We start from the raw sequence: 18,888 nt of genomic DNA on the forward strand, positions 1-18,888 counted from the left end.
AGGGGGATATATTTATTGCCCATCCGGGTTCATTGCGCGATCAGGTTCATTGCCTGGTCGGGTTCATTGCCTGGTCGGGTCCAGCAGAACCTTGCCGTGCGGGTTGGGCCGCCGCAGCGCCTCGAACAGCGTCGGCAGTTCCGCGAAGGAAACGACGTCCGAGACCATGGCATCGGCATCGAAGCGGCCCGACCGCAGCAGGTCCAGCGCCAGGGCGAAATCGTCCGGCACATAGCCCAGCACGAACTGCAGCCGCAGCTCCTTGGTGATCGCGCGGCGGGGGAACATCCGGTCCTCGACCCGGCAGACGCCGACAATGACGATCGTGCCGGTCGGTGCGGCCAGCTCGATACAGTGCTGGATCAGACCGGCGGCGCCGACACATTCGAAGATCACCTCCGGCGGCCCGCCGGTCAGGCCGGCGAAGGCCTGGTCCAGCGGTTCGGCGGCGGGATCGGCCACCGCGGTGGCGCCCAGCCGCCGGGCCCGCGCGCGCCGGGTCGGATCCAGTTCGCTGACGACGACGTCGCGGGCACCGGCCGCCCTGGCAAACAGCGCGGTGGCGTTGCCGATCGGCCCGGCGCCGATCACCAGCACGCGGCGGCCCAGCAGCGGCCCGGCCGCGCGCACCGCATGGGCACCGACCGCCAACGGCTCCACCAGAGCCGCCGCCTTGTCGCCGACCCCGTCCGGTACTTTCAGCACCTGCCGCGCGCCGATGCGGACGAATTCCGCATAGCCGCCGGGAATGCCCGGCGACATGCCGATCACGCGCGCATTCGGGCAGCGAATCCCCATGCCGTCCCGGCATTCCCCGCTCTCCGCCCGGCACGGATCGCAAGGCCGCACCGGGATGCCGATCACACGATCCCCGGCCACGAAGCCGTCCGCGCGGGAATCGACGACCTCGCCGGAGAACTCGTGCCCCAGCACCGTGCCGGCGGCGATCTGGAACGGGCCCGGATCGGTCGCATGCACGTCCGATCCACAGATGCCGCAATAGGCCACCTTGACGATCAGGTCCCCCGGCTCCGGTTCCGGCACCGGCCGATCCTCCGGCCGCAGCGGCTGGCCGGGTTCGGCAAAGACAAGGCTGCGCATGGTCGTCTCGTTCCTCCCGCTGGCGCGACCTTGGCAGACCGATGGCCCGAAAGCCAGCCGGCGGCTTGCCAGCCGGCGCTGCTTGGCGCCAGGCTGCGCTTCATGGACACACGACGCAGCATCCTGGTCACCGGCGCCGCCACCGGCATCGGCGCCGCCATCTGCCGGACCATGGCGGGTCCGGACACGGCCATCCTGGTGCATACCCGCCGCAACCGCGACGGCGCCGAGGCGGTGGCGGCCGAGGTCCGCGCCGCTGGCGGCCTGGCGGCGGTGGCGCTCGGCGACCTGGCGGAGCCGGCCACGGCGGACGCGGTCGTCGGTGCCGCGGTGCAGGCCTTCGGCCGGCTGGACGTGCTGGTCAGCAATGCCGGCTTCGCCGACCGCACGCCGATCGCCGCGTTGACCGACACGGCGCTGACGGCGTCGACACAGGCCATCCAGGGTGCCTTCTTCCGCCTCAGCGCCGCCGCGCGGCCACACCTTCGAGAGCATCCGGATGCGCGGGTGATTGCCGTGTCCAGCTTCGTCGCGCATGCGTTCCGGCCGGATATCACGACATTTCCCGCCTCGGCGGCGGCAAAGGCGGGGCTGGAGGCGCTGGTGCGGGCGCTGGCGATCGAGCTGGCGCCGGACAGGGTGACGGTCAACGCGGTGGTGCCCGGCTTCATCCGCAAGGACAGCGGTGCCCACCGCGCGATGGCGCCCGGTGCCCAGGCGGCACAACTCGCGCGCGTGCCGCTCGGGCGTGTGGGGGAGCCGGCCGAGGTGGCCGCGGCGGTGGCGTTCCTGGCCTCTGCCGCGGCCGGGTATATCACCGGCCAGACAATCCATGTGTCCGGCGGATTGGTGATCTGATCCGCGCCCGCCATGACGGGACAGCAACGGCGAAAGCATGACAGGGTCAGGTCGCCCCTGTCATGCTTTATCAACTCTTTGATTCAACAGCGCGATTCAGGCCTTCCAACCGCCGGCTTCAGGCGATCGCGCTTTAACGGCGATGCTGCTTGGCGCCATGCGAGTCGGGATTACTCGGCGGCACGGCGCTTCGCGCGGCGGCGCCGCACCAGCCCGCCGATACCGATCATGCCGGCCCCCAGAAGCGACAGCGTCGTGGGCTCCGGCGCCGGGATCGGTGTCGTGTTCACGCCTTCCAGGAAGACGGTCGGCGGAAGATTGGTCGTGTTGCCACCGTCGCCCCAGGCCAGGAACGTCAGGACCGCTGTTCCGTTGTCGAGTTCATCCGCGGTCGGGGTGAAGGTCAGTTCGACATTGTTCCAGTCGACATTCTGCCCGGATGCCGTGCTCATCAACGGCGAATCTTCTTCTTCGTTGTTGGCGGTCCCGGTCACGGTGCAGGGGTTCGTCGAGCAACTGACGCCGATGCCGCCCACACCCAGGAAGACCTTCCACTGCTCGGTCGTGTCGCCCGTGAAGCCCACCTGCTGGCCGGCTGCCTGCTGGAACTGCAGCGTGTAGGTCGTGCCGGCCGTCAACCCCGAAATCGTCTGGAAGATCGTGTCTTCAAACTCCGGATTGCCGTCCGCCTGGAAGAAATTCGTTCCGGCTGGAACGGTCACCGAAAATCCGGGATTGGTGTAAACCGGATAGATATTGCCGCCCGTGCCAGTATAGCCCTCGGAACCCTGCTGGCCGACATAGGTCAGGGATCCCCCCGCACCAGCCGCGCCAGTCGACCAGCCGGTCGGTGCCACCGTGCTGAAGAATTCCTTCGCCTGAGTCATGGGATTGCCAACGAACTGCAGGTTCTGCACCGGCAGGACATCCGCCTTGGACGTCCCGGCCATTCCCAAGGCAAGCCCGATTGCCGTGACCGTGGTAAAAACCAACCTGGGTGTCGTTACAGTCATGACGCCATCCTCCCTGCGACCCGCGAGATGTGATTACCCGGACCACCGGACCACCCGGCAACCGGTCCATTCGATCGTCCGCCATTGACAAGCACATGATTGTCAAAGTGCGTTTCTGCCAAAGCATATCTTTGCGAAAGCATATCTTTGCCAAACCACATCTTTGGCTAAAGCACATTTCGGGCTGACGCACATTTCGTGCCAGGGAGAAGCGACAATGAATCCAACGGCGTCGAAAACGGGGACGCGTCATGTGTAAAAAAATTCGACGCTTTTCTATTTCTGGGATTGTCTGCCACGGCGAGCGGCCGGCAGCGCCGTTCCTCCCCCGGTCGCGACCCGGCGCTTCCCGCGGGACATCCGGCCGGCAGGACGCCTGAAACGGCAGCGATGCCCGGAGCGCCAGGCACGCGGTCACCCTCATCGCCGGGTCGGCCGTTGTGACCTCGAATTGGAACGGGCTGATCCGCCCATATGCTGATCCGCCCATATATCGCCAGCCGGATCGTTCCCGGCACCGATCACACGCCCGCGTCCACCCGTCTTGGCGCCACGGCGGATGGCGTGATGCCGAACGTTTCGCGGAACGCGGCACCGAAGGCCGGAACGCTGGCGAAACCCACCGCGGCGGCCACGCGCGCCGGCGCCTCACCACGGCCCAGCAGCGCCATCGCCTCGATCATGCGCAGCTGCCGCCGCCACTGGTGGAAGCTCATGCCGGTCTCGGCGCGGAACAACCGGGTCAGCGTGCGCACCGAGGCACCGGCGGCCAGCGCGTGGGCGTCCAGATCGCGCGGATCGGCCGGATCGGCGGCCAGCGAGTCGGCCACGCGCTTCAGCCTGGGGTCGCGGCAAGCCGGCAGTGACAGCGGGCGCGCCGCCGCGCGGCCGATCTCATGCAGCGCCAGCGCCGCAACCAGGCGGATCGGGCCGCGCCGGTCCCAGACCACCGGCTCATTGCACACGGTCAGGATCAGCTCGCGCAGCAGCGGGGAGACGGCGATCACCGTCACCTCCGGAGGGCCGGCGGCGGCGGCGTCGGGGCGCAGGAACAGCGCCCGCATCGCCACCGGACCATCCATCCGCACCTCATGGTTCGTGTCCGCCGGCACCCATAGCCCGGTGCCGGCCGGGATGACGAACAGCGCCCGGGCCGTCTCGATCCGCATCACCCCGGCGACGGCGAACAGCAATTGCGCGCGCGGATGGCTGTGCCGGCCGGTACGGTGACCGGCGGGATAGTCGCAGGTATAGCCCACCAGCGGCCGCGGCGCCCGCTCGAACGGGCGGAGCCGCACCTGGCCGGCTGGCGACAGAGCTTGGCCTAACATCGCCATCGCGTCACACTATCCTGATCCGGCAAGTCAGGAAAACGTTTGCCAGGAATTTTCGCCATGAACCCCGCGACACGACAGATCGTGTTCATCAATACGGCACACACGATCACCCATTACAGCCTGCTGATCCTGCCCACCGCCGTGCTCGCGATGGCACGGCCCGACAGCCCGTTCGGATCCGCCTATGGCCCGATCCTGGCACTGGCGACCGGCATGTTCGTGCTGTACGGCCTGCTCTCGCTGCCGCAGGGCTGGCTGGTGCAGCGGCTGGGCCGCAAGACGCTGATGACGGCGTTCTTCGTCGGCACCGGCGCCGGGCTGATCGGTGCCGGGCTGGCCCAGTCCTCCTGGGCGCTGGCGGCGGCGCTGGCGGCGGCCGGCGCCTTTTCGGCAATCTACCACCCGATCGGCACGACGATGCTGGTGGAGGCGGCGGGCGACAAGCCGGGCAAGTCGATCGGCGTGAACGGCGTGTTCGGCAATCTGGGCGTGGCGCTGGCGCCGGTGGTCACCGCGTTCCTGGCGGTGCGCTTCGGCTGGCGCGCGGCGTTCATCACGCCCGGCGCGCTGTGCATCCTGGTCGGCCTGCTGTGGATGCGCATCTCGGTCGTGCATATCGAGCGTCATGTCACCGCGCGCCCGTTCCCGCCGATCCCCGCCTATCTGGTCCGGCGCGCGCTGGTCGTGCTGCTGCTGATCGCGACCTCCTCGGGCCTGGTGTTCAACGCGTTCACCCTGCTGCTGCCCAAGCTGATGCAGGACCGGCTGGCGGCCAGCCCGTCGCTGCTGCCGCTGGTCGGCGCCGCCGCCTTCCTGGTGACGCTGTGCGGCGCGCTGACGCAGTTCACCGTCGGACGGATGATCGACCGCAACACGCTGAAGCGGGTGTTCCTGCCGATCAGCCTGGTGCTGGCGCCGGCCATGGCCGGGCTGTCCTTCGCCCAGGGCTGGATGGTGATGCCGCTGTCGGCGGTCGTCGCCGCCTCCATCTTCGGCCAGGTCACGGTGAACGAGACGATGGCCGCCCGCTACATCTCCCCCGAGATGCGCGCCCGCATCTACTCGGTGCGCTTCTTCGTCGGTTTCCTGGGCGCCGCCGCCTCGGCCCCGCTGGTCGCCACGCTGTTCGAGCGGACCGGCAGCCTGGTCGCGGTGACCCTGGTGCTGGCGGCGTTCTCCACCGTCACGCTGGGCTGCGCGCTGTTCTTCCCGAACCGGCCCGAGGAGCTGGAGCCGGAGCTGTGGAAGGACGTTCCCGGCTCGCCGGCCGCGGCACCGGTGCCGGTGGCGGCCGAATAGCTCCGGCCCGGCCGGCCACCGGGGGCCGCGTGCCGGCCGCCGGTGATCGGACCGATGGCGGCATCAATGGCGGCAGCAATGGCGGCAGCAATGGCGGCAGCATGGGGCAGACGCACAGCCCGCCACGGGGAAAATTGCATTCCGGCGGTAAAACGCCCACATGCGGCGCATGCAGACCCGACGAACCTTGCTGACCGCCGCCCTGGCTCCCGCCTTCGCTTCAACCCTTCTCTCACCCGTGCTTCTTGCGGTCAGCCCGCCCGCCCGGGCGGCGCTGGAGCGGTTGACGCCGCAGCAGCAGGCGGACATCGCCCGCGTCGAGGCCTATCTGAACGGCATCAAGACGCTGCAGGCGCATTTCTTCCAGGTCGCCGGCGATGGCGGGACCTCCCAGGGCACCGCCTGGCTGGAGCGGCCGGGCCGGATGCGCTTCCAGTACGATCCGCCCGCCCCGTACCTGCTGATCGCCAGCCATGGCGTGCTGACCTTCAACGACGCCTCGCTGCAGCAGACCAGCAACATCCCGCTGTCCCGCACGCCGCTGGGCATCCTGCTCGCCGACAAGGTCACGCTGACCGGCGCGGTCACGGTCACCGACATCCAGCGCCTGCCCGGCCAGTTGCAGCTCACGCTGGTCCGCACCGACAGCCCCGGCGACGGATCGCTGACGCTGATCTTCAGCGATCAGCCGCTGGTGCTGCGGCAATGGGTGGTGATCGACGCCCAGCGGCGGGAGACCCATGTCACGCTCAGCGATATCCGCCTGGGCGGCAGCTTCGACCCGGCGCTGTTCGAGCAGCTGGCGCCTCCCGCCGCCCGCAAGGGGTGAGATTCTTGGAGGTGAGGTTTACGGGTGAGGTTTTCATCGGAAGCGTGACGGGCATGTGCCGCGGTGTTATGAAATTGTCTTCTTTTTGCCGCGAATCTGGGGGATTGTTCTTCCCGCCATGAGGTCACCCCGCGTCGTCAAGCCCCTGATCGGGATCAGCTGCTGCACCAAGCAGTTTGGCGTGTTCGGCATGCCCAACCACGCGGCCTCGGACACTTATGTAAAGGCGACGGATGAGGTGATCGGCGGGGTGCCGGTCCTGCTGCCCGCGAACGGGCCGATGGCGGATATCGAAACCCTGCTGGACCGGCTGGACGGCATCATCCTGACCGGCAGCCGCTCAAACGTGCAGCCTGCCCTGTATGACGGTCCGCCCCACGCCGAAGGCACGTGGGAGGATCCGGCCCGTGACGGCATTACCCTGCCGCTCATTCGCGCGGCGGTATGCCGCGGTGTCCCGCTTCTGGCGATCTGCCGCGGCTTTCAGGAACTGAACGTGGCCCTGGGCGGCTCGCTGCATCAGCGGCTGCAAGATCTGCCCGACCGGTTCGATCATTCGACGCCGATGCAGCCATCGGCAAGGCTTCGCCAAGGCAAGGCCCATGCGGTGCGGATCACGCCCGGCGGCTGGCTGCACAAGCTGGCAGGCGCGACCGAGATCGCGGTGAATTCGTTGCACAACCAGGGAATAAACCGGCTCGCCCCCGGCCTGGCGGTGGAAGCCGTGGCGCCCGACGGCACGATCGAGGCGGTGCGGGTCGTGGCGAGCTCGGAGGGCCCTTGCCTGGGCCACGCGGTCGGCGTGCAATGGCACCCGGAATATGACTGGCGGACGGACGCCGTCTCGCGCGCGATCTTCGACCAGTTCGGACATGTCGTCCGCGGCTATGCCGAGGTGCAACGCCTGGGCGGCGTGTCGATCGCCGCGGACTAGGCGATCCGGCGCATCGCCACCGCGTGATTTCAGCGGCCGGCGCCGGCCTGATAGGATCGGTCCCCGCGATGACCACATCCCCATCCTCCACCGATTCCCCCGGCCAGCCGCCTGTCAGCCGCATCCTGGAAACCTGCCTTTATGTCGCGGATCTGGATCGCGCGATCGCCTTCTACCGCCGCGTCTTCGGCTTCAACGTCATGTCGCATGACGACCGCATGTGCGCGCTGGCGGTGCCGAACCGCGAGGCGCTGCTGCTGTTCCGCCGGGGCGCGTCGGAGGATCCGAGCGAGACGCCGTTCGGCGTGATTCCGGGGCATGGCGGGCAGGGCGTGCAGCACCTGTGCTTCGCCATCCCCCGGGACACGCTGGGCGCGTGGCGGGCGCATCTGCTGGCCCAGGCCGTGCCGGTGGAGAGCGAGCTGACTTGGCCCTACGGGTCGATCAGCCTGTATTTCCGCGACCCGGACGATCATTCGCTTGAAGTGGCCACCCCTGGCCTGTGGCCCAACGACCGGCCCGGCAGCGGTGAAACGCCCGGCGGCTGACGCCTGGCATCGGAACGACGCAATCGGGATGCGTCGCTTCACACGCTGTCATCCCTCGGGCCCCGGGATCCCTCAGGCACAATATCCCTCAGGCACAACTCCCTCGGGCACAGTCCGTGACCACCGTCCCGCCGTTCCCCTCCGTCACGGCGGGCGGAAGCCTGCCTTCCCCGCCTGTGCCGAAAAAGCACGGGCACACAAAAAGGCTTTCCGGCGGAAAGCCGTGGCTGGCCGGCCCCCGCCACGGCGCGGGGGCAGTGGGGATCACCCCCAATGCCCGTCCTGCCAGACATATCCACCGGTTTCAGAGCGGACCCACTGGCCGGGCACCCAACTCCGGTAGCCCTGCGGGATAGGGACATACTGGCCGGGCTGCCAGGCCCAGGCGGCGGCGGCATCGCCGGTATAGCGCCAGTGGCCGGGCTGCCAGGCCATGCCGACCGGGCCGGATGGCGGCGGTGGCGGCACCTCGACGCGCGGCGGCGGCGGCGCCACGGTCTGGGGCGGCGCCACGATCACCGTCTGCGCACGCGCCGGAACGGCCACAGCCAGCATGCCGGCCGCCACGATCGCGGCGCCAGAGAAACAAGCGGAGAAACAATCGGAAGAACGTCGCAGCATCGGACACTCCTCATGTTCACACGGAACGAAAGGCCGCCGCGCGTGCGGCGGCCCGCGTCAGCCAGATAGGGTGTCGATACGCGCGGTGAACCGATGAACAAATCACAAGCCGATGATGATCCGCTCCGATCCGCGGAGTCCGTACGCCGGCGCCCCCGGGGATCGACCGCTCCATCCGCGCCCTTCAACCGCCTGCGCCGGACGCTCACGCCCCGCCCAAGACGGTCAGGCAGCGACGCAGCGACGGTCAGGCAGCGACGGGCGGGGCGATGTCGCGGCTGAAGCGGGCCTCGATGTGATCGGCCAGCGCATCGGTCAGCGGCTGCGTCGGCGACCGCCCCTTCAACATCACGATACCGAAGTCCGGCAGCGGCGGCAGGCCCTCATCCGGGCGCACCACGCGCAACCCCTCGGGCAGCACGGTCAGCGCGCATACGGTTACCGCGAGCCCCGCCGCCACCGGCGCCAGCGTCCCCGCCTGCGTGCCCGACAGGTAGGCGATGCGATGGCGGATGCCCGCCTTCTCCAGCGCCGTCTGCGCGGCGGAGCGCCAGCCGCATTCCTGATGCGCCATCGCCAGGGGCAGCGGGTTCTGCCGGTGCTGACCGTGGCGGGTGGAGGTGATCCAGCTCAGCGGCCCGCGCCACAGCGGCGTGATCGGCCAGGCGCGCGGCTGGTTGCCGTCGGAGCACAGGGTCAGGTCCAGCGCGCCGGTCTTCAGTTGTTCCACCAGCTCCGGCGAGGAGGAACAGACCACATCCACCTGCACCGCCGGATGCGTCTCGGCAAACCGCTTCAGGATCGGCGGCAGATAAGACAGGGCATAGTCGTCCGGCGTGCCCAGCCGCACCGTGCCGGTGATTTCCGGCGCGTGGCAGGCGCTCAGCACCTCCTCGTTCAACGCCAGGATCGTTCGCGCCCGGCTCAGCAGGAAGCGCCCATGCTCCGTCACCTCCACCGCCCCACCCTTGGCGCGCTTCAGCACGGGGTGCCCCAGAATTTCCTCCAGCCGCTTGATCTGCATGGAGATGGCGGACTGCGTGCGTCCCATGCGGTTGGCCGCCTGGGTAAAGGTGGCGCCGTCGGCGATCAGCACGAAAGCCTGCAGCAGGTCGGGGTCGAGCATCGCGGAGTGGGCCATGGCGGGCATCAATATTGTTGATCGGACCCATCAGATCAATTCGTTTGATTGATTATCGATATCCGGCCATATCGGCAGCGTTCCGGTTTCACCGAAAGGTCAGTCCGATGTTCCAATCGCTCGGCGCAGCGTTGGGGACGGCGCCGCGGGCGCGGTCCTCTGTCACCACCTGGAGCGGCCTTGCCGCCGCGATCCGTCTGGCGATCCGCACACAGACGACACGTCAGGCGCTGCCAGAGCTGTCCGACCACCTGCTGGCCGATATCGGCATCAGCAAGGCGGCGGCGCTGGCCGAGGCGGAACGTCAGCCCTGGGACCTGATGCCGATCCGCTATCGCTGAGGCGCGTCAGCATACAGACGGGGCCTGCCTGAAACGCGCCGGCGGGCGGCAGCCGAAACAACCGGCCCGCCGGCGCGTCTCAAACGCTATCCGTCTCAGACGCTATCCGGCCGATTGCGGCGGGCGTTCCGCCGGGGCCGGCGGCCGCGGCGGACGAGCGACGCCGCGCTTGCCCGGCAAGGCTTCGGCGACGATGCCGAAGCGGATCATGTACGGCCGGAACCGCTCGCGCTCCGCCTGCTCATCCAGCCCGTGATCGCTGAATTGATAGACGTTGTTGCCGTAGCCGCCTTTCGGCCGCGCGGCGACATGGCGATCGATCGCGGCGGCGACGCCGGCCGGGAACGGCATGCCGAAATGCCGGTACGCCCCCTCGACCGTCGCCACCGGATCGCTGATCAGGTCCATGTGGTGGATGTGGTGGATCGGTTCGGCGAAATCGTCCGCCTCGGCGGCCGCCATCATGCGCCGCGTGCCGTCCAGCCAGCGGGTGCTTTCCAGCCGGCCCAGGCTCAGCGCGTCGACGTTGCGGTTGAACGGTTCGCGCAGCACCTGGGTCAGCTGCGACTGCGATAGCAGCACCTTCAGAGGGTCGCGATGCACGAAGATCAGCCTTGCATCGGGATACACCGCACGGATGGCTTCCAGCGCGAACAGATGCTCCGGGCATTTCAGCACCCAGCGGTGCTCCGCCTGCTCCTGATGCTGCAGGTATTGCAGGAAGCGACGGTGGAAACGGTAGGCCGGCACGTGGCGGGCGACGTCGGCGTCCAGCCAGGCGCGGTAGGCGGGGATGTTATAGGTCGTGTCGAAGCGCAGGCTGCGGAATACGTGGGCGGTGATCTCACTGCATTCCTGTGGTGAGGTGGCGTCGATCGGATGCAGGCTGCGGAATTGCGGGGCCAGCCATTCGAATGCACGCAATTGGCGGTTTACCCGGCTGACGCGCTGGCTGACCGGGCCGGAGGCGGGCGACGGAAAGATGGTTTCCCACACCAGCGGGCAGCGATTGCCTGGGTCGGCCATCATCAGCCGGTGCAGGAAGGTGGTGCCGCTGCGCGGCAGGCCGGTGATGAAGATCGGTTTACGGATCGGCGTCCGGGTGATGGCAGGGTTGCGCGCCATGTCGGCCTGAATGTGCAGGAGATTGGTGAGGAAGCGGACCGTATCCCACCGCGTGGCGCTCCGCCCGACCAGGCTGAGCGAGGATTCGGCCGAGATCGAGGCCAGCAGCCGCCGCAGCGGGTCGGCAAAATCCGCGTCACCGAAATCGCTCAGCCTGGTCTGCCGCCGAGCGATGGCGATCAGATCGTCCGGCTGCAACGGCTTGTCCAGCAAGCCCAGCAAGGCGGCGGCGCGGTCGGCGACCCGCAGGGCCTTGGTCCAGATCGTCACACAGCGTCTCCTGTTGGCACGACCCGACATGCCGCGGCCCGGGTCGCGATGTAGCGTGTTGTCGGGGTGGGCGCGGTCACAAGCAAGTGTTACTCAACGACCAGGCACGCTCTGTTTCAACCCCTTACCCGGCCGCCCGCGCTGGTGCCCTGCCCGGCGTTCCGCCCGCGGATTCTCGACGCCGATGCCATTTTGCAAGCACGAACCATATGGTGAGCCTTACAATGGACCGTCGGGTCCCGAACCACGCCGTGATCCTTCCGGGTCCGGGGCTTGACCACGGACCATGCGGTCCGGGGCTTGACCACGGACCATGCGGTCCGGAGCTTGACCACGGACCGTGCGGTCCGGGCCGGGCAGGAAACGGCGCGGCCGGCGCGTGCCCAGTATTCGGCACATTTTCGTGCCGATCCTGGGGCGGCATCGGCGGAGTCCCGGACGTGACGCGCACGAAGGCGGGCGCGGGAGCGGGCCGAACGGGGCGAAAGCGCGGCGAAATGTCAGAACGGGTGGCGGGCGAAGGTGACTATCCGACTGAGCCTAACCCTCAATGCTTGGGGAATGTTGGAATGAATTCAATGGTTTGCCGGCGGCGTGGCCTGCTTTTGGCGGCGGTGGGGGCGGCGTTCGCCGGGGTCGTGCCCGGCGCGATCACCCCCGCCCTGGCGGACGATCCGGCGGTGGCACCGATCCAGCGCCTGACCGACGGGCTGCTGCAGATCATGAAGCAGGGCAACGCGACGCCGTTCCCGCAGCGCTACGCCTCGCTGAACCCGGTGATCGACCAGGTGTTCGACCTGCCGCTGATCCTGCGCGAATCGGTCGGACCGACCTGGGATACCCTGCCGGCGGACCAGCAGAAGATGCTGCAAGAGGCGTTCGAGCGCTACACCGTATCGTCCTACGTCAACAGCTTCGACTCCTATAACGGCCAACAGTTCATCGTCAGTCCCAGCACGCGCGCGGTCGGTAACGACCAGGTGGTCCGCACCGAGATCATTCCGAGATCGGGCGAGAAGCACGTGTTGGACTACGTGATGCGCAACAGCAACGGCGGCTGGAAGGTCGTGGACGTGCTAGCCGACGGATCGGTCAGCCGGGTCGCCGTCCAGCGGTCCGATTTCCGCCGCCTGCTGGCGAAGGGCGGCGCGCCGGCCCTGGCGGAAAGCCTGCGCACCAAGTCGGCCGCCCTCTCGGGGTGACCGCGCCAGCGGCGCGACACCCGCCAAGGTGGCACCGGGGGGTGACACCGCCAGTGTGACACCGCCAGTGTGACACCGGCGGGGTGACATCGGCGGGCTGACAGCCGGGACGGACGCAGGCGCCCCGCGCGCGGCCGCCGGTCTGGGCCGCGTCCGGTCCTGGGCCGCGGACCGGCGGCGCGACCCGTCAGACGGTGGCGACCGGTGTCGCCGGGGAGCCGACGGCGCCCGGCAGACGCAGCGGCGGCGCCGTCAGCAGGAACCGGTTGCGCCGGTTCGCGCGCAGCCAGTCGGCCAGCTCCGTCAGGTACCACATCTCGCCCAGGTAGCAGCCCAGCTTGAACAGGCAGTGGTTGTGCAGCGGCAGGGTGGCGCAGAAATCATCGGCACAGGGCCGCGCCGGCGCGGCCTCCACCGCGTAATTGTCGGCCAGCAGCGCGACGGCGCCGCTATCGGTCACCCATTGCCGCAGCCGCTCATCCCGCCCGTCCAGCGCCGAGGTGGTGGAGAACAGCACCTTCGGATCCGGCTGCTTGTGCATGTCCAGCAACAGCTGGGCGAACCCGGTGCGGATGCACACGAAATCCCCGGTCTCGACGGACACCTTGTCCTTGTCGAGCACCATCATCAGGTCCTCATAGCCGACGATCCTGCCGGAGCGACCGAAATGCGCCTCCAGGTCGATCATCACGGCGCGGCCCTGCACGCAGGAAACGGCCATGTTCTCCACCCCCAGACGGCGCGCGCCGGGGACCTCGTTGGTCGGCGTCTGATTCCCCTTCGAATCATACAGCACCGGCCCCACGATATCCGTTCCCGCTCGGAATCCATTATAAAAACAGTCCTCGGGCACGCCGTCGCCATCGGCGTCGAAATACTGGCCGACATGCGACAGGCTGTCCCATTGGGTGGAATATTGCAGAGTCAGCACGACCTGGTCGTCGCACACCACGTCCAGCGCGGTGGGATCGTCACAGCGCAGCGGATAGTTCATGTTCGGGCGGCCGTTGCGCTCCGTCGGGCGCAGCACCGGCGGGTGGCGGCGGGGATTGATGATGTTGCCGCCCGGATAGTCCAGCGGCAGCGACAGGCAGAAGGTCTTGCCGGTCTTCACCTCGGCGATGCCCTGCAGCACCTTCTGCGGCGTCACCAGGTTCAGGCGGCCCAACTGGTCATCGGGACCGAAATCCCCCCAGGTGGAGCCTTCGGGGCGGCGCTTCCAGCGCGGGGTGGCTTGCGTGGTGTCGGCGGGCATGAACGAGGTCCCCGTTTGGTTGTCGGATACCGCCAAAGGTACGGTATTCGGCGAGCCTGTCGAGAGTGCGCGGCGCGGCACCGGGAGCGCGATCGTCTGAAGCCGGCGGTTGGAAGGCGTGAATCACGCCTTTTGAATCAAAGAGGGGATAAAGCATGACAGGATCACGCTTTATCGCGCGCAGGACAGCAGCCAGCCGAGCTGGCCGATGCGGCGGTCGATGACGGCGGCCCGTTCCTTCAGATAAGAGGTCGGCGCCGCGGCCGACCATTCCAGCGGGTTCGGCAGCACCACTGCAAGCTGGACTGCCTGCTGCCGCGTCAGGCCGGCGGCGGGGCGGCCGAAGAAGGCGCGCGCGGCCGCCTCGGCGCCATAGATGCCGGGACCGAACTCGACGATGTTCAGATAGACCTCCAGCACCCGCTGCTTCGGCCATAGCACGGCGATCTGCGGCGTCAGCAGCGCCTCGATACCCTTGCGCAACCAGTCGCGGCCGGGCAGCAGGAACAGGTTCTTCGCCGTCTGCATGGTGATGGTGCTGGCGCCGCGCGCATACTCGCCTTCGCTCAACGCCGCGATCTGGTCACCCAGCGCATGGACGTCGAAGCCGAACCATTCGGCGCAGAACCAGTTATCCTCGGACGCGATCACCGCCTTGGCCAGGTCGGGGCTGATGCGGTCCAGCGGCACCCATCGATGATGCCAGCCATGGCCCTGCGCCAGCCGCAGCACCATCAGCGGCGTCATCGGCACCGGCACGAAACGGAACAGCACGATCAGCAGCGTCGGTGTCAGCGCGGCGATCACCGCCACGCGCAGCGCGATCCGCCCCGCCTTCGACGCCGGCCGCCGGAACAGCCTCAGGCCGCGTCCTCCAGGATGTCGCTGATCACGCGTTCCAGGTGCCGCAGCGTGTTGCACACGGTCACCACGTTGCAGAACGGCGCGTAGCGGTACATGTCGGAATCGCCGGTGCCCCAGGCGGAGCGGTATTCCGGGTTCAGCCAGATGATCCGTTTCGCACGCAACGACAGCTCATTCATGATCTCGGTGCGCGGGTCGGTGCGGTTGCCACGCGCGTCGCCCAGGATGATGATCGTCGTCTTGTTGGTCACGTAGCGCATCCAGCCATCGGCGAAATCGGCGAGGGAGTTTCCGTAGTTGGAGGATCCGTAGCCGATCAGCGACATGATCTTGCTGATCGCTTCCTCCACCGGCTCCTTCTCCAGGATGTCCGACACTTCCATCAGCGATCCGGCGAAGGCGAAGGAACGGATGTCCGACATCGTCTCGTTCAGCGCGTACAGGAACATCAGCAGGAACTGCGACATCGCGGCGACGGAGCCGGAGACGTCGCACAGCACCATGACGCGCGGCTTCTCGATGCGCTTCTGTTTCCATACCGTGACGAAGGGGACGCCGCCCCAGCCCATGTTGCGGCGGATGGTGCGGCGCGTGTCCAGCACGCCGCGCAGCCGCACGCGGCGGGTCTGCGCGTAGCGGGCGGCAAGCTTCTTCGCCATCTGCCGTACCAGGACGCGCATCCGGTCCAGGTCCCGCCGCTCCAGGTTCGACAGGCGGGCGGATTTCAGCAGTTCTTCCCGGAACTTTTCCGTCTCGCCGCGGGCGAACAGCACCAGGTTGCGCTCGACGAAGTCGCGCACGGCGTCGCGCAATTGCTCCAGCCGGCCTTCCATGAACTGGGCCCGGCTCAGCCCCTCGGGCGTGCCGCTCTGCCGCAGTGCCTCGATCCCACGCTCCACCTGGCGCAGGCCCATACGGTCCAGGATACGCCGGGCGTAGAGGTTCTTCTGCGTGAAGAAGCGGATCGTCTCGATACCGGCATCCCGCGCCGCCTGCTCCATCGCCTGCGCCAGCGCCGCGCGATCGTCACCGGCCAGCAGCTGGCCCAGCGACTGGCCGCCGGACCCGCCCATGCCCTCGCCGCCGGGGCCGCCGGAGGGTGGGGCGAACGGATCGCCTTCGGGCATCGCGTCCGCATCCGGCGGCGCACCGTCGCGATCGCTGCTGGCATCGGAGAATTCGTCCCGCTTGAAGAACAGGTCGAACGCCTCGTCATACAGCTGCTTTTCGTCCGGCGTCTTCGCCAGCACCAGGCCCAGCGCGTCCTTCAGCACCGTGCGATCGGTGTAGCCGACGATCTCCACCGTGCGGGCGGCGTCGATCCCTTCGGCGGCCGACACGCGCAGCCCGGCGCCGCGCGCCACCTGCAGGAACCGCCGCAGCGGTTCGGATGCCGGTGCCGCCGCTGCCGCCGCTGCCGTGCGAGCCTGGGTGCCGCTCACGCCAGCCCGCCGTCCTGCCGAGCCTTGTGAGTCATGGCGGCGAGCTGCTTGTTGGCGGCCTCGATATCGGCTTCGAATTTCAGCACGACGTTCAGCGTGTCGCGCACCAGCTCCACGTCCAGCGCCGGCGCGTGCAGCAGCAGCATCACCTTGCCCCAGTCGATCGTTTCGCTGACCGAGGGTACTTTCTTCAGGTCCATCGCCCGCAGCTGCTGGGCGAAGCTGACGAGCTGCTTCAGCAGGCTGGCATCGATCCCCGGCACGCGGGAAGCGATGATCCTGGCTTCCAGCTTTTCATCCGGGAAGCCGATATGCAGGTGCAGGCAGCGGCGCTTCAGCGCGTCGCCGAGGTCGCGCGTGCTGTTCGAGGTCAGCAGCACGATCGGCGGCGTAACGGCGTGCACGGTGCCGATTTCGGGGATGGTCACCTGGTAGTCGGACAGGATTTCCAGCAGGAACGCCTCGAACTCCTGGTCCGACTTGTCGATCTCATCGATCAGCAGCACCGCGCCGTGCGGCTGCTCCAGCGCGCGGAGCAGCGGGCGCGGTTCCAGGAACTCATGCGAGTAGAAGATGTCACCGAAGGCGTGCAGCTTGGCCAGCGCGGCGGTCAGGCCATCGGCCTCGCCGATCACCGAGTTGATCTTGTCCTTCAGGATCTGGGTGTACAGAAGCTGCTTGCCGTATTTCCATTCATACAGCGCCTTCGCCTCATCCAGGCCTTCATAGCACTGCATGCGGATCAGCGGCAGTTTCAGCCAGGACGCCACCGACTTCGCCAGCTCCGTCTTGCCGACGCCGGCGGGGCCTTCCACGAGCATCGGCTTCTGCAGGTGATGCGCCATGTAGACGGCGGTGGAGATCTGGCGGTTGGCGATATAGCCGGCTTCGCCCAGGCCCTGCTCCACGGCGTCGATCGAGGGCAGCGAGATCGGCTCGCCGCGGGGAAGCGCGTCGTTCACATTCGGCTCCAGCTTACTGTTCGGTAGGTCCGGATCGCACCAGCGGCGGCGATTGTCAAACGCCGCTGGCGGGAAACAGACCGGCGATCCGGGCTGGGCGGCCTGAAAGCCGGACCGGCGCACCGGGCCGCTGGATCGGAATCAGGCCGCGCGCCGGAAGTCGGCCAGCTGGGCGTTCAATGCGCGGATGAAGGCGGGGCGGCCGGCGCAGCGCGCGACATAGTCGACCAGGTTGGAATGTTCGGCCAGGACCGGCCGGTCGCCCAGGTCGCGCAGCACCGTCGCCATGATCAGGTCGCCGACGGTGAACTGGTCGCCGTCGAGAAAGGGCTTGCGTCCCAGCGCCTTCGCCAGCCCGGTCAGCCGCCCCCGCGCGAACGCCTCCAGGCTCGGCCGGCGCAGCGGTGCCCAGGGCTGGTCGGCGTGGAACACCTCCACCGCGGCAAGGGCGGCCGTATGGGGCTCGATCGAGTTGAGCGCCGCGAATACATATTGAATGGCACGCGCGCGGGCGGCGGGATCGCGGGGCAGCAGCGCCTCGGACCGTTCGCCGATATGCAGGACGATGGCGCCGGACTCGAACAGGGTCAGCCCGTCCTGCTGCAATACGGGCACCTGGCCGAACGGTTGCAGCGCGCGGTATTCCGGCGTGTCCTGGTCGCCCTGGCGCAGCAGGCGGGTCTGGTAGGGCAGCCCGGCCTCCTCCAGCGCCCAGCGCACCCGCAGGTCCTTGACATGGCCCTGGGCAAACCCGGGCACCCAGGCAAAGGCGGTGATGGTGATCATCGTTGATCCTGCCTCCGTTGCGTGATCGCATAGTCCGCCAGGCGGTCGAACGTGCTGTTCCAGCCGCCGCGATGCGAATCGCGGTGTTCCGCTTTCAGGAACGGGGCCTGGTGGAAGGTCTGGGTGGTGCGGCCGTCGCGTTCCTCCAGCAGGATGGTGACCAGCGTTTCGACGCCGGCCGCGGGACCTTCGTGCCAGGCGAAGGTGAAGACCAGGCGGCGGTTCGGCTCGATCTCCCGGTAGACGCCGCTGAAACGACTGTCGCCGGTGCCGGGGGAGCGGATGACGGCGTGGTAGGCGCCGCCGACCCGCAGGTCGATGGCGGTCTCGATGCACTCGAACTCTTTCGGACCGATCCAGCGGCGGAAATGCGCGGGGTCTGTCCACAGCCGGAAGATCAGCGCGGCCGGGGCATCGAAGCTGCGGACGATCAGCAGGTCGTCGTCGGTCTGGGTGGCTGTCATGCGGGGTCCTCCGGTTTGGCCTGGAGTTCGGCCAGGTAGGCGTCCATGCGGTCGAAGCTGCCGGTCCAGAACCGGCGGTAGGGGCCGAGGAAGTCGTCGACGGCCTTGAGCGGGTCGGCCCGCAGGCGGCACGGGCGCCACTGCGCGTCCCGCCCGCGGGTGATCAGGCCGGCGGCCTCCAGCACTTTCAGGTGGCGGGAGATGGCCGGGAGGCTGATCGGGAACGGGGCGGCGAGGTCGTTCACCGTCGCCTCCCCCCGCGCGAGGCGCGCGAGGATGGCGCGGCGGGTGGGATCGGCGAGGGCGGTGAGGGTTTTTGTCAGCGGGTCCGGCATCGGGTGCATGGTTCTATTTAACGTTATATTTAAATATGAGGAGTGGCGGGGCTGTCAAGGGAGTCAGGCGGGCAGGGCTGGATTGTGCCGCCGCTTCCAGGTGGGCGAACGTCGGAAGCCGGTCCCGCGACCGGCCTTCCCACTGCCCGCGCAGCCCACCG

Annotated in this window: 20 protein-coding genes; 7 read left to right on the top strand and 13 right to left on the bottom strand. The window is 68.2% G+C overall.

The features are described 5' to 3' along the window. Positions 1-63: 63 nt before the first annotated feature. Positions 64-1,101, bottom strand: a complete 1,038-nt coding sequence (locus VHC04_RS03435) for a zinc-dependent alcohol dehydrogenase (protein ID WP_325677962.1) — start codon at positions 1,099-1,101, stop codon at positions 64-66. A gap of 102 nt (positions 1,102-1,203) precedes the next feature. Here VHC04_RS03435 and VHC04_RS03440 point away from each other — a divergent pair, with 102 nt between their 5' ends. After that, positions 1,204-1,959, top strand: coding sequence for an SDR family NAD(P)-dependent oxidoreductase (locus tag VHC04_RS03440; RefSeq protein ID WP_325677964.1), 756 nt, complete (start codon positions 1,204-1,206; stop codon positions 1,957-1,959). Positions 1,960-2,129: 170 nt separating this feature from the next. Here the strand turns inward: VHC04_RS03440 and VHC04_RS03445 are convergent, their stop codons facing one another. Then, positions 2,130-2,972, bottom strand: coding sequence for a PEP-CTERM sorting domain-containing protein (locus VHC04_RS03445; RefSeq protein WP_325677966.1), 843 nt, complete (start codon positions 2,970-2,972; stop codon positions 2,130-2,132). A 521-nt stretch (positions 2,973-3,493) separates the two neighbouring features. After that, positions 3,494-4,309, bottom strand: coding sequence for an AraC family transcriptional regulator (locus VHC04_RS03450; RefSeq protein ID WP_325677968.1), 816 nt, complete (start codon positions 4,307-4,309; stop codon positions 3,494-3,496). A 57-nt stretch (positions 4,310-4,366) separates the two neighbouring features. Here VHC04_RS03450 and VHC04_RS03455 point away from each other — a divergent pair, with 57 nt between their 5' ends. The 4 genes from VHC04_RS03455 (at position 4,367) to VHC04_RS03470 (ending at position 7,919) form a co-directional block, all read left to right on the top strand. Beyond that, positions 4,367-5,608 (top strand): MFS transporter, encoded by a 1,242-nt coding sequence (locus VHC04_RS03455; protein ID WP_325677970.1) that lies wholly within the window; start codon positions 4,367-4,369, stop codon positions 5,606-5,608. A 169-nt stretch (positions 5,609-5,777) separates the two neighbouring features. Then, on the top strand, positions 5,778-6,437 hold the full coding sequence (locus VHC04_RS03460; RefSeq protein WP_325677972.1) for a LolA family protein: 660 nt from the start codon (positions 5,778-5,780) through the stop codon (positions 6,435-6,437). Positions 6,438-6,555: 118 nt separating this feature from the next. Then, the gene (locus tag VHC04_RS03465; protein ID WP_325677974.1) at positions 6,556-7,371 is read left to right on the top strand and encodes a gamma-glutamyl-gamma-aminobutyrate hydrolase family protein; all 816 of its coding nucleotides are present in this window, start codon (positions 6,556-6,558) and stop codon (positions 7,369-7,371) included. A 68-nt stretch (positions 7,372-7,439) separates the two neighbouring features. Further along, positions 7,440-7,919 carry a VOC family protein gene (locus VHC04_RS03470; protein ID WP_325677976.1) on the top strand — a complete coding sequence of 160 codons (480 nt, stop codon included), beginning with the start codon at positions 7,440-7,442 and terminating at the stop codon, positions 7,917-7,919. Between the two features lie 264 nt (positions 7,920-8,183). On the opposite strand, the gene VHC04_RS03475 is transcribed toward VHC04_RS03470, so the two are convergent. Together VHC04_RS03475 and VHC04_RS03480 are read right to left on the bottom strand one after the other, a co-directional pair. Continuing rightward, complete coding sequence (locus VHC04_RS03475; RefSeq protein WP_325677978.1) at positions 8,184-8,540, bottom strand: hypothetical protein; 357 nt, start codon at positions 8,538-8,540, stop codon at positions 8,184-8,186. A gap of 247 nt (positions 8,541-8,787) precedes the next feature. Further along, positions 8,788-9,681, bottom strand: a complete 894-nt coding sequence (locus tag VHC04_RS03480; RefSeq protein WP_325677980.1) for a LysR substrate-binding domain-containing protein — start codon at positions 9,679-9,681, stop codon at positions 8,788-8,790. Positions 9,682-9,788: 107 nt separating this feature from the next. Here VHC04_RS03480 and VHC04_RS03485 point away from each other — a divergent pair, with 107 nt between their 5' ends. After that, on the top strand, positions 9,789-10,022 hold the full coding sequence (locus VHC04_RS03485; RefSeq protein WP_325677982.1) for a DUF1127 domain-containing protein: 234 nt from the start codon (positions 9,789-9,791) through the stop codon (positions 10,020-10,022). Positions 10,023-10,124: 102 nt separating this feature from the next. On the opposite strand, the gene VHC04_RS03490 is transcribed toward VHC04_RS03485, so the two are convergent. Continuing rightward, positions 10,125-11,417 carry a sulfotransferase family protein gene (locus VHC04_RS03490; RefSeq protein ID WP_325677984.1) on the bottom strand — a complete coding sequence of 431 codons (1,293 nt, stop codon included), beginning with the start codon at positions 11,415-11,417 and terminating at the stop codon, positions 10,125-10,127. Positions 11,418-11,986: 569 nt separating this feature from the next. On the opposite strand from VHC04_RS03490, the gene VHC04_RS03495 reads away from it, so the two are divergent. Then, positions 11,987-12,619: an ABC transporter substrate-binding protein gene (locus VHC04_RS03495; protein WP_325677986.1), complete on the top strand. Its 633-nt coding sequence runs from the start codon at positions 11,987-11,989 to the stop codon at positions 12,617-12,619. A gap of 187 nt (positions 12,620-12,806) precedes the next feature. Here VHC04_RS03495 and VHC04_RS03500 read toward each other — a convergent pair whose 3' ends face one another. The 7 genes from VHC04_RS03500 to VHC04_RS03530 all read right to left on the bottom strand — a co-directional run bounded on the left by VHC04_RS03500 (position 12,807) and on the right by VHC04_RS03530 (position 18,727). Further along, positions 12,807-13,874: a cyclase family protein gene (locus VHC04_RS03500; RefSeq protein ID WP_325677988.1), complete on the bottom strand. Its 1,068-nt coding sequence runs from the start codon at positions 13,872-13,874 to the stop codon at positions 12,807-12,809. 171 nt (positions 13,875-14,045) lie between these two features. Then, the gene (mtgA, locus tag VHC04_RS03505) at positions 14,046-14,687 is read right to left on the bottom strand and encodes a monofunctional biosynthetic peptidoglycan transglycosylase (RefSeq protein WP_325677990.1); all 642 of its coding nucleotides are present in this window, start codon (positions 14,685-14,687) and stop codon (positions 14,046-14,048) included. A 47-nt stretch (positions 14,688-14,734) separates the two neighbouring features. Next, complete coding sequence (locus VHC04_RS03510) at positions 14,735-16,180, bottom strand: VWA domain-containing protein (RefSeq protein ID WP_325677993.1); 1,446 nt, start codon at positions 16,178-16,180, stop codon at positions 14,735-14,737. Next, positions 16,177-17,142 (bottom strand): AAA family ATPase, encoded by a 966-nt coding sequence (locus VHC04_RS03515; protein ID WP_325677995.1) that lies wholly within the window; start codon positions 17,140-17,142, stop codon positions 16,177-16,179. Before VHC04_RS03515 ends, VHC04_RS03510 begins: the two co-directional genes overlap by 4 nt. A 141-nt stretch (positions 17,143-17,283) precedes the next feature. Continuing rightward, positions 17,284-17,928, bottom strand: coding sequence for a glutathione S-transferase family protein (locus VHC04_RS03520; RefSeq protein WP_325677997.1), 645 nt, complete (start codon positions 17,926-17,928; stop codon positions 17,284-17,286). After that, positions 17,925-18,392 (bottom strand): SRPBCC domain-containing protein, encoded by a 468-nt coding sequence (locus VHC04_RS03525; protein ID WP_325677999.1) that lies wholly within the window; start codon positions 18,390-18,392, stop codon positions 17,925-17,927. The genes VHC04_RS03520 and VHC04_RS03525 overlap by 4 nt, the downstream gene beginning before the upstream one ends. Then, positions 18,389-18,727 carry an ArsR/SmtB family transcription factor gene (locus tag VHC04_RS03530; RefSeq protein WP_325678001.1) on the bottom strand — a complete coding sequence of 113 codons (339 nt, stop codon included), beginning with the start codon at positions 18,725-18,727 and terminating at the stop codon, positions 18,389-18,391. The genes VHC04_RS03525 and VHC04_RS03530 overlap by 4 nt, the downstream gene beginning before the upstream one ends. Between the last annotated feature and the right edge of the window lie 161 nt (positions 18,728-18,888).

It is taken from the genome of Rhodopila sp. (assembly GCF_035548095.1).
Lineage (GTDB): Bacteria > Pseudomonadota > Alphaproteobacteria > Acetobacterales > Acetobacteraceae > Rhodopila.

Bases quoted from the DNA above. Each gene is read 5' to 3' on its own strand.
- VHC04_RS03475 (WP_325677978.1), bottom strand. From the start codon at position 8,540: ATGCTGCGACGTTCTTCCGATTGTTTCTCCGCTTGTTTCTCTGGCGCC.
- VHC04_RS03445 (WP_325677966.1), bottom strand. From the start codon at position 2,972: ATGACTGTAACGACACCCAGGTTGGTTTTTACCACGGTCACGGCAATC.
- VHC04_RS03460 (WP_325677972.1), top strand. From the start codon at position 5,778: ATGCAGACCCGACGAACCTTGCTGACCGCCGCCCTGGCTCCCGCCTTC.
- VHC04_RS03520 (WP_325677997.1), bottom strand. From the start codon at position 17,928: ATGATCACCATCACCGCCTTTGCCTGGGTGCCCGGGTTTGCCCAGGGC.
- VHC04_RS03485 (WP_325677982.1), top strand. From the start codon at position 9,789: ATGTTCCAATCGCTCGGCGCAGCGTTGGGGACGGCGCCGCGGGCGCGG.
- VHC04_RS03450 (WP_325677968.1), bottom strand. From the start codon at position 4,309: ATGGCGATGTTAGGCCAAGCTCTGTCGCCAGCCGGCCAGGTGCGGCTC.
- VHC04_RS03525 (WP_325677999.1), bottom strand. From the start codon at position 18,392: ATGACAGCCACCCAGACCGACGACGACCTGCTGATCGTCCGCAGCTTC.
- VHC04_RS03465 (WP_325677974.1), top strand. From the start codon at position 6,556: ATGAGGTCACCCCGCGTCGTCAAGCCCCTGATCGGGATCAGCTGCTGC.
- VHC04_RS03500 (WP_325677988.1), bottom strand. From the start codon at position 13,874: ATGCCCGCCGACACCACGCAAGCCACCCCGCGCTGGAAGCGCCGCCCC.
- VHC04_RS03435 (WP_325677962.1), bottom strand. From the start codon at position 1,101: ATGCGCAGCCTTGTCTTTGCCGAACCCGGCCAGCCGCTGCGGCCGGAG.
- VHC04_RS03495 (WP_325677986.1), top strand. From the start codon at position 11,987: ATGAATTCAATGGTTTGCCGGCGGCGTGGCCTGCTTTTGGCGGCGGTG.
- VHC04_RS03455 (WP_325677970.1), top strand. From the start codon at position 4,367: ATGAACCCCGCGACACGACAGATCGTGTTCATCAATACGGCACACACG.
- VHC04_RS03530 (WP_325678001.1), bottom strand. From the start codon at position 18,727: ATGCCGGACCCGCTGACAAAAACCCTCACCGCCCTCGCCGATCCCACC.
- VHC04_RS03480 (WP_325677980.1), bottom strand. From the start codon at position 9,681: ATGGCCCACTCCGCGATGCTCGACCCCGACCTGCTGCAGGCTTTCGTG.
- VHC04_RS03440 (WP_325677964.1), top strand. From the start codon at position 1,204: ATGGACACACGACGCAGCATCCTGGTCACCGGCGCCGCCACCGGCATC.
- VHC04_RS03470 (WP_325677976.1), top strand. From the start codon at position 7,440: ATGACCACATCCCCATCCTCCACCGATTCCCCCGGCCAGCCGCCTGTC.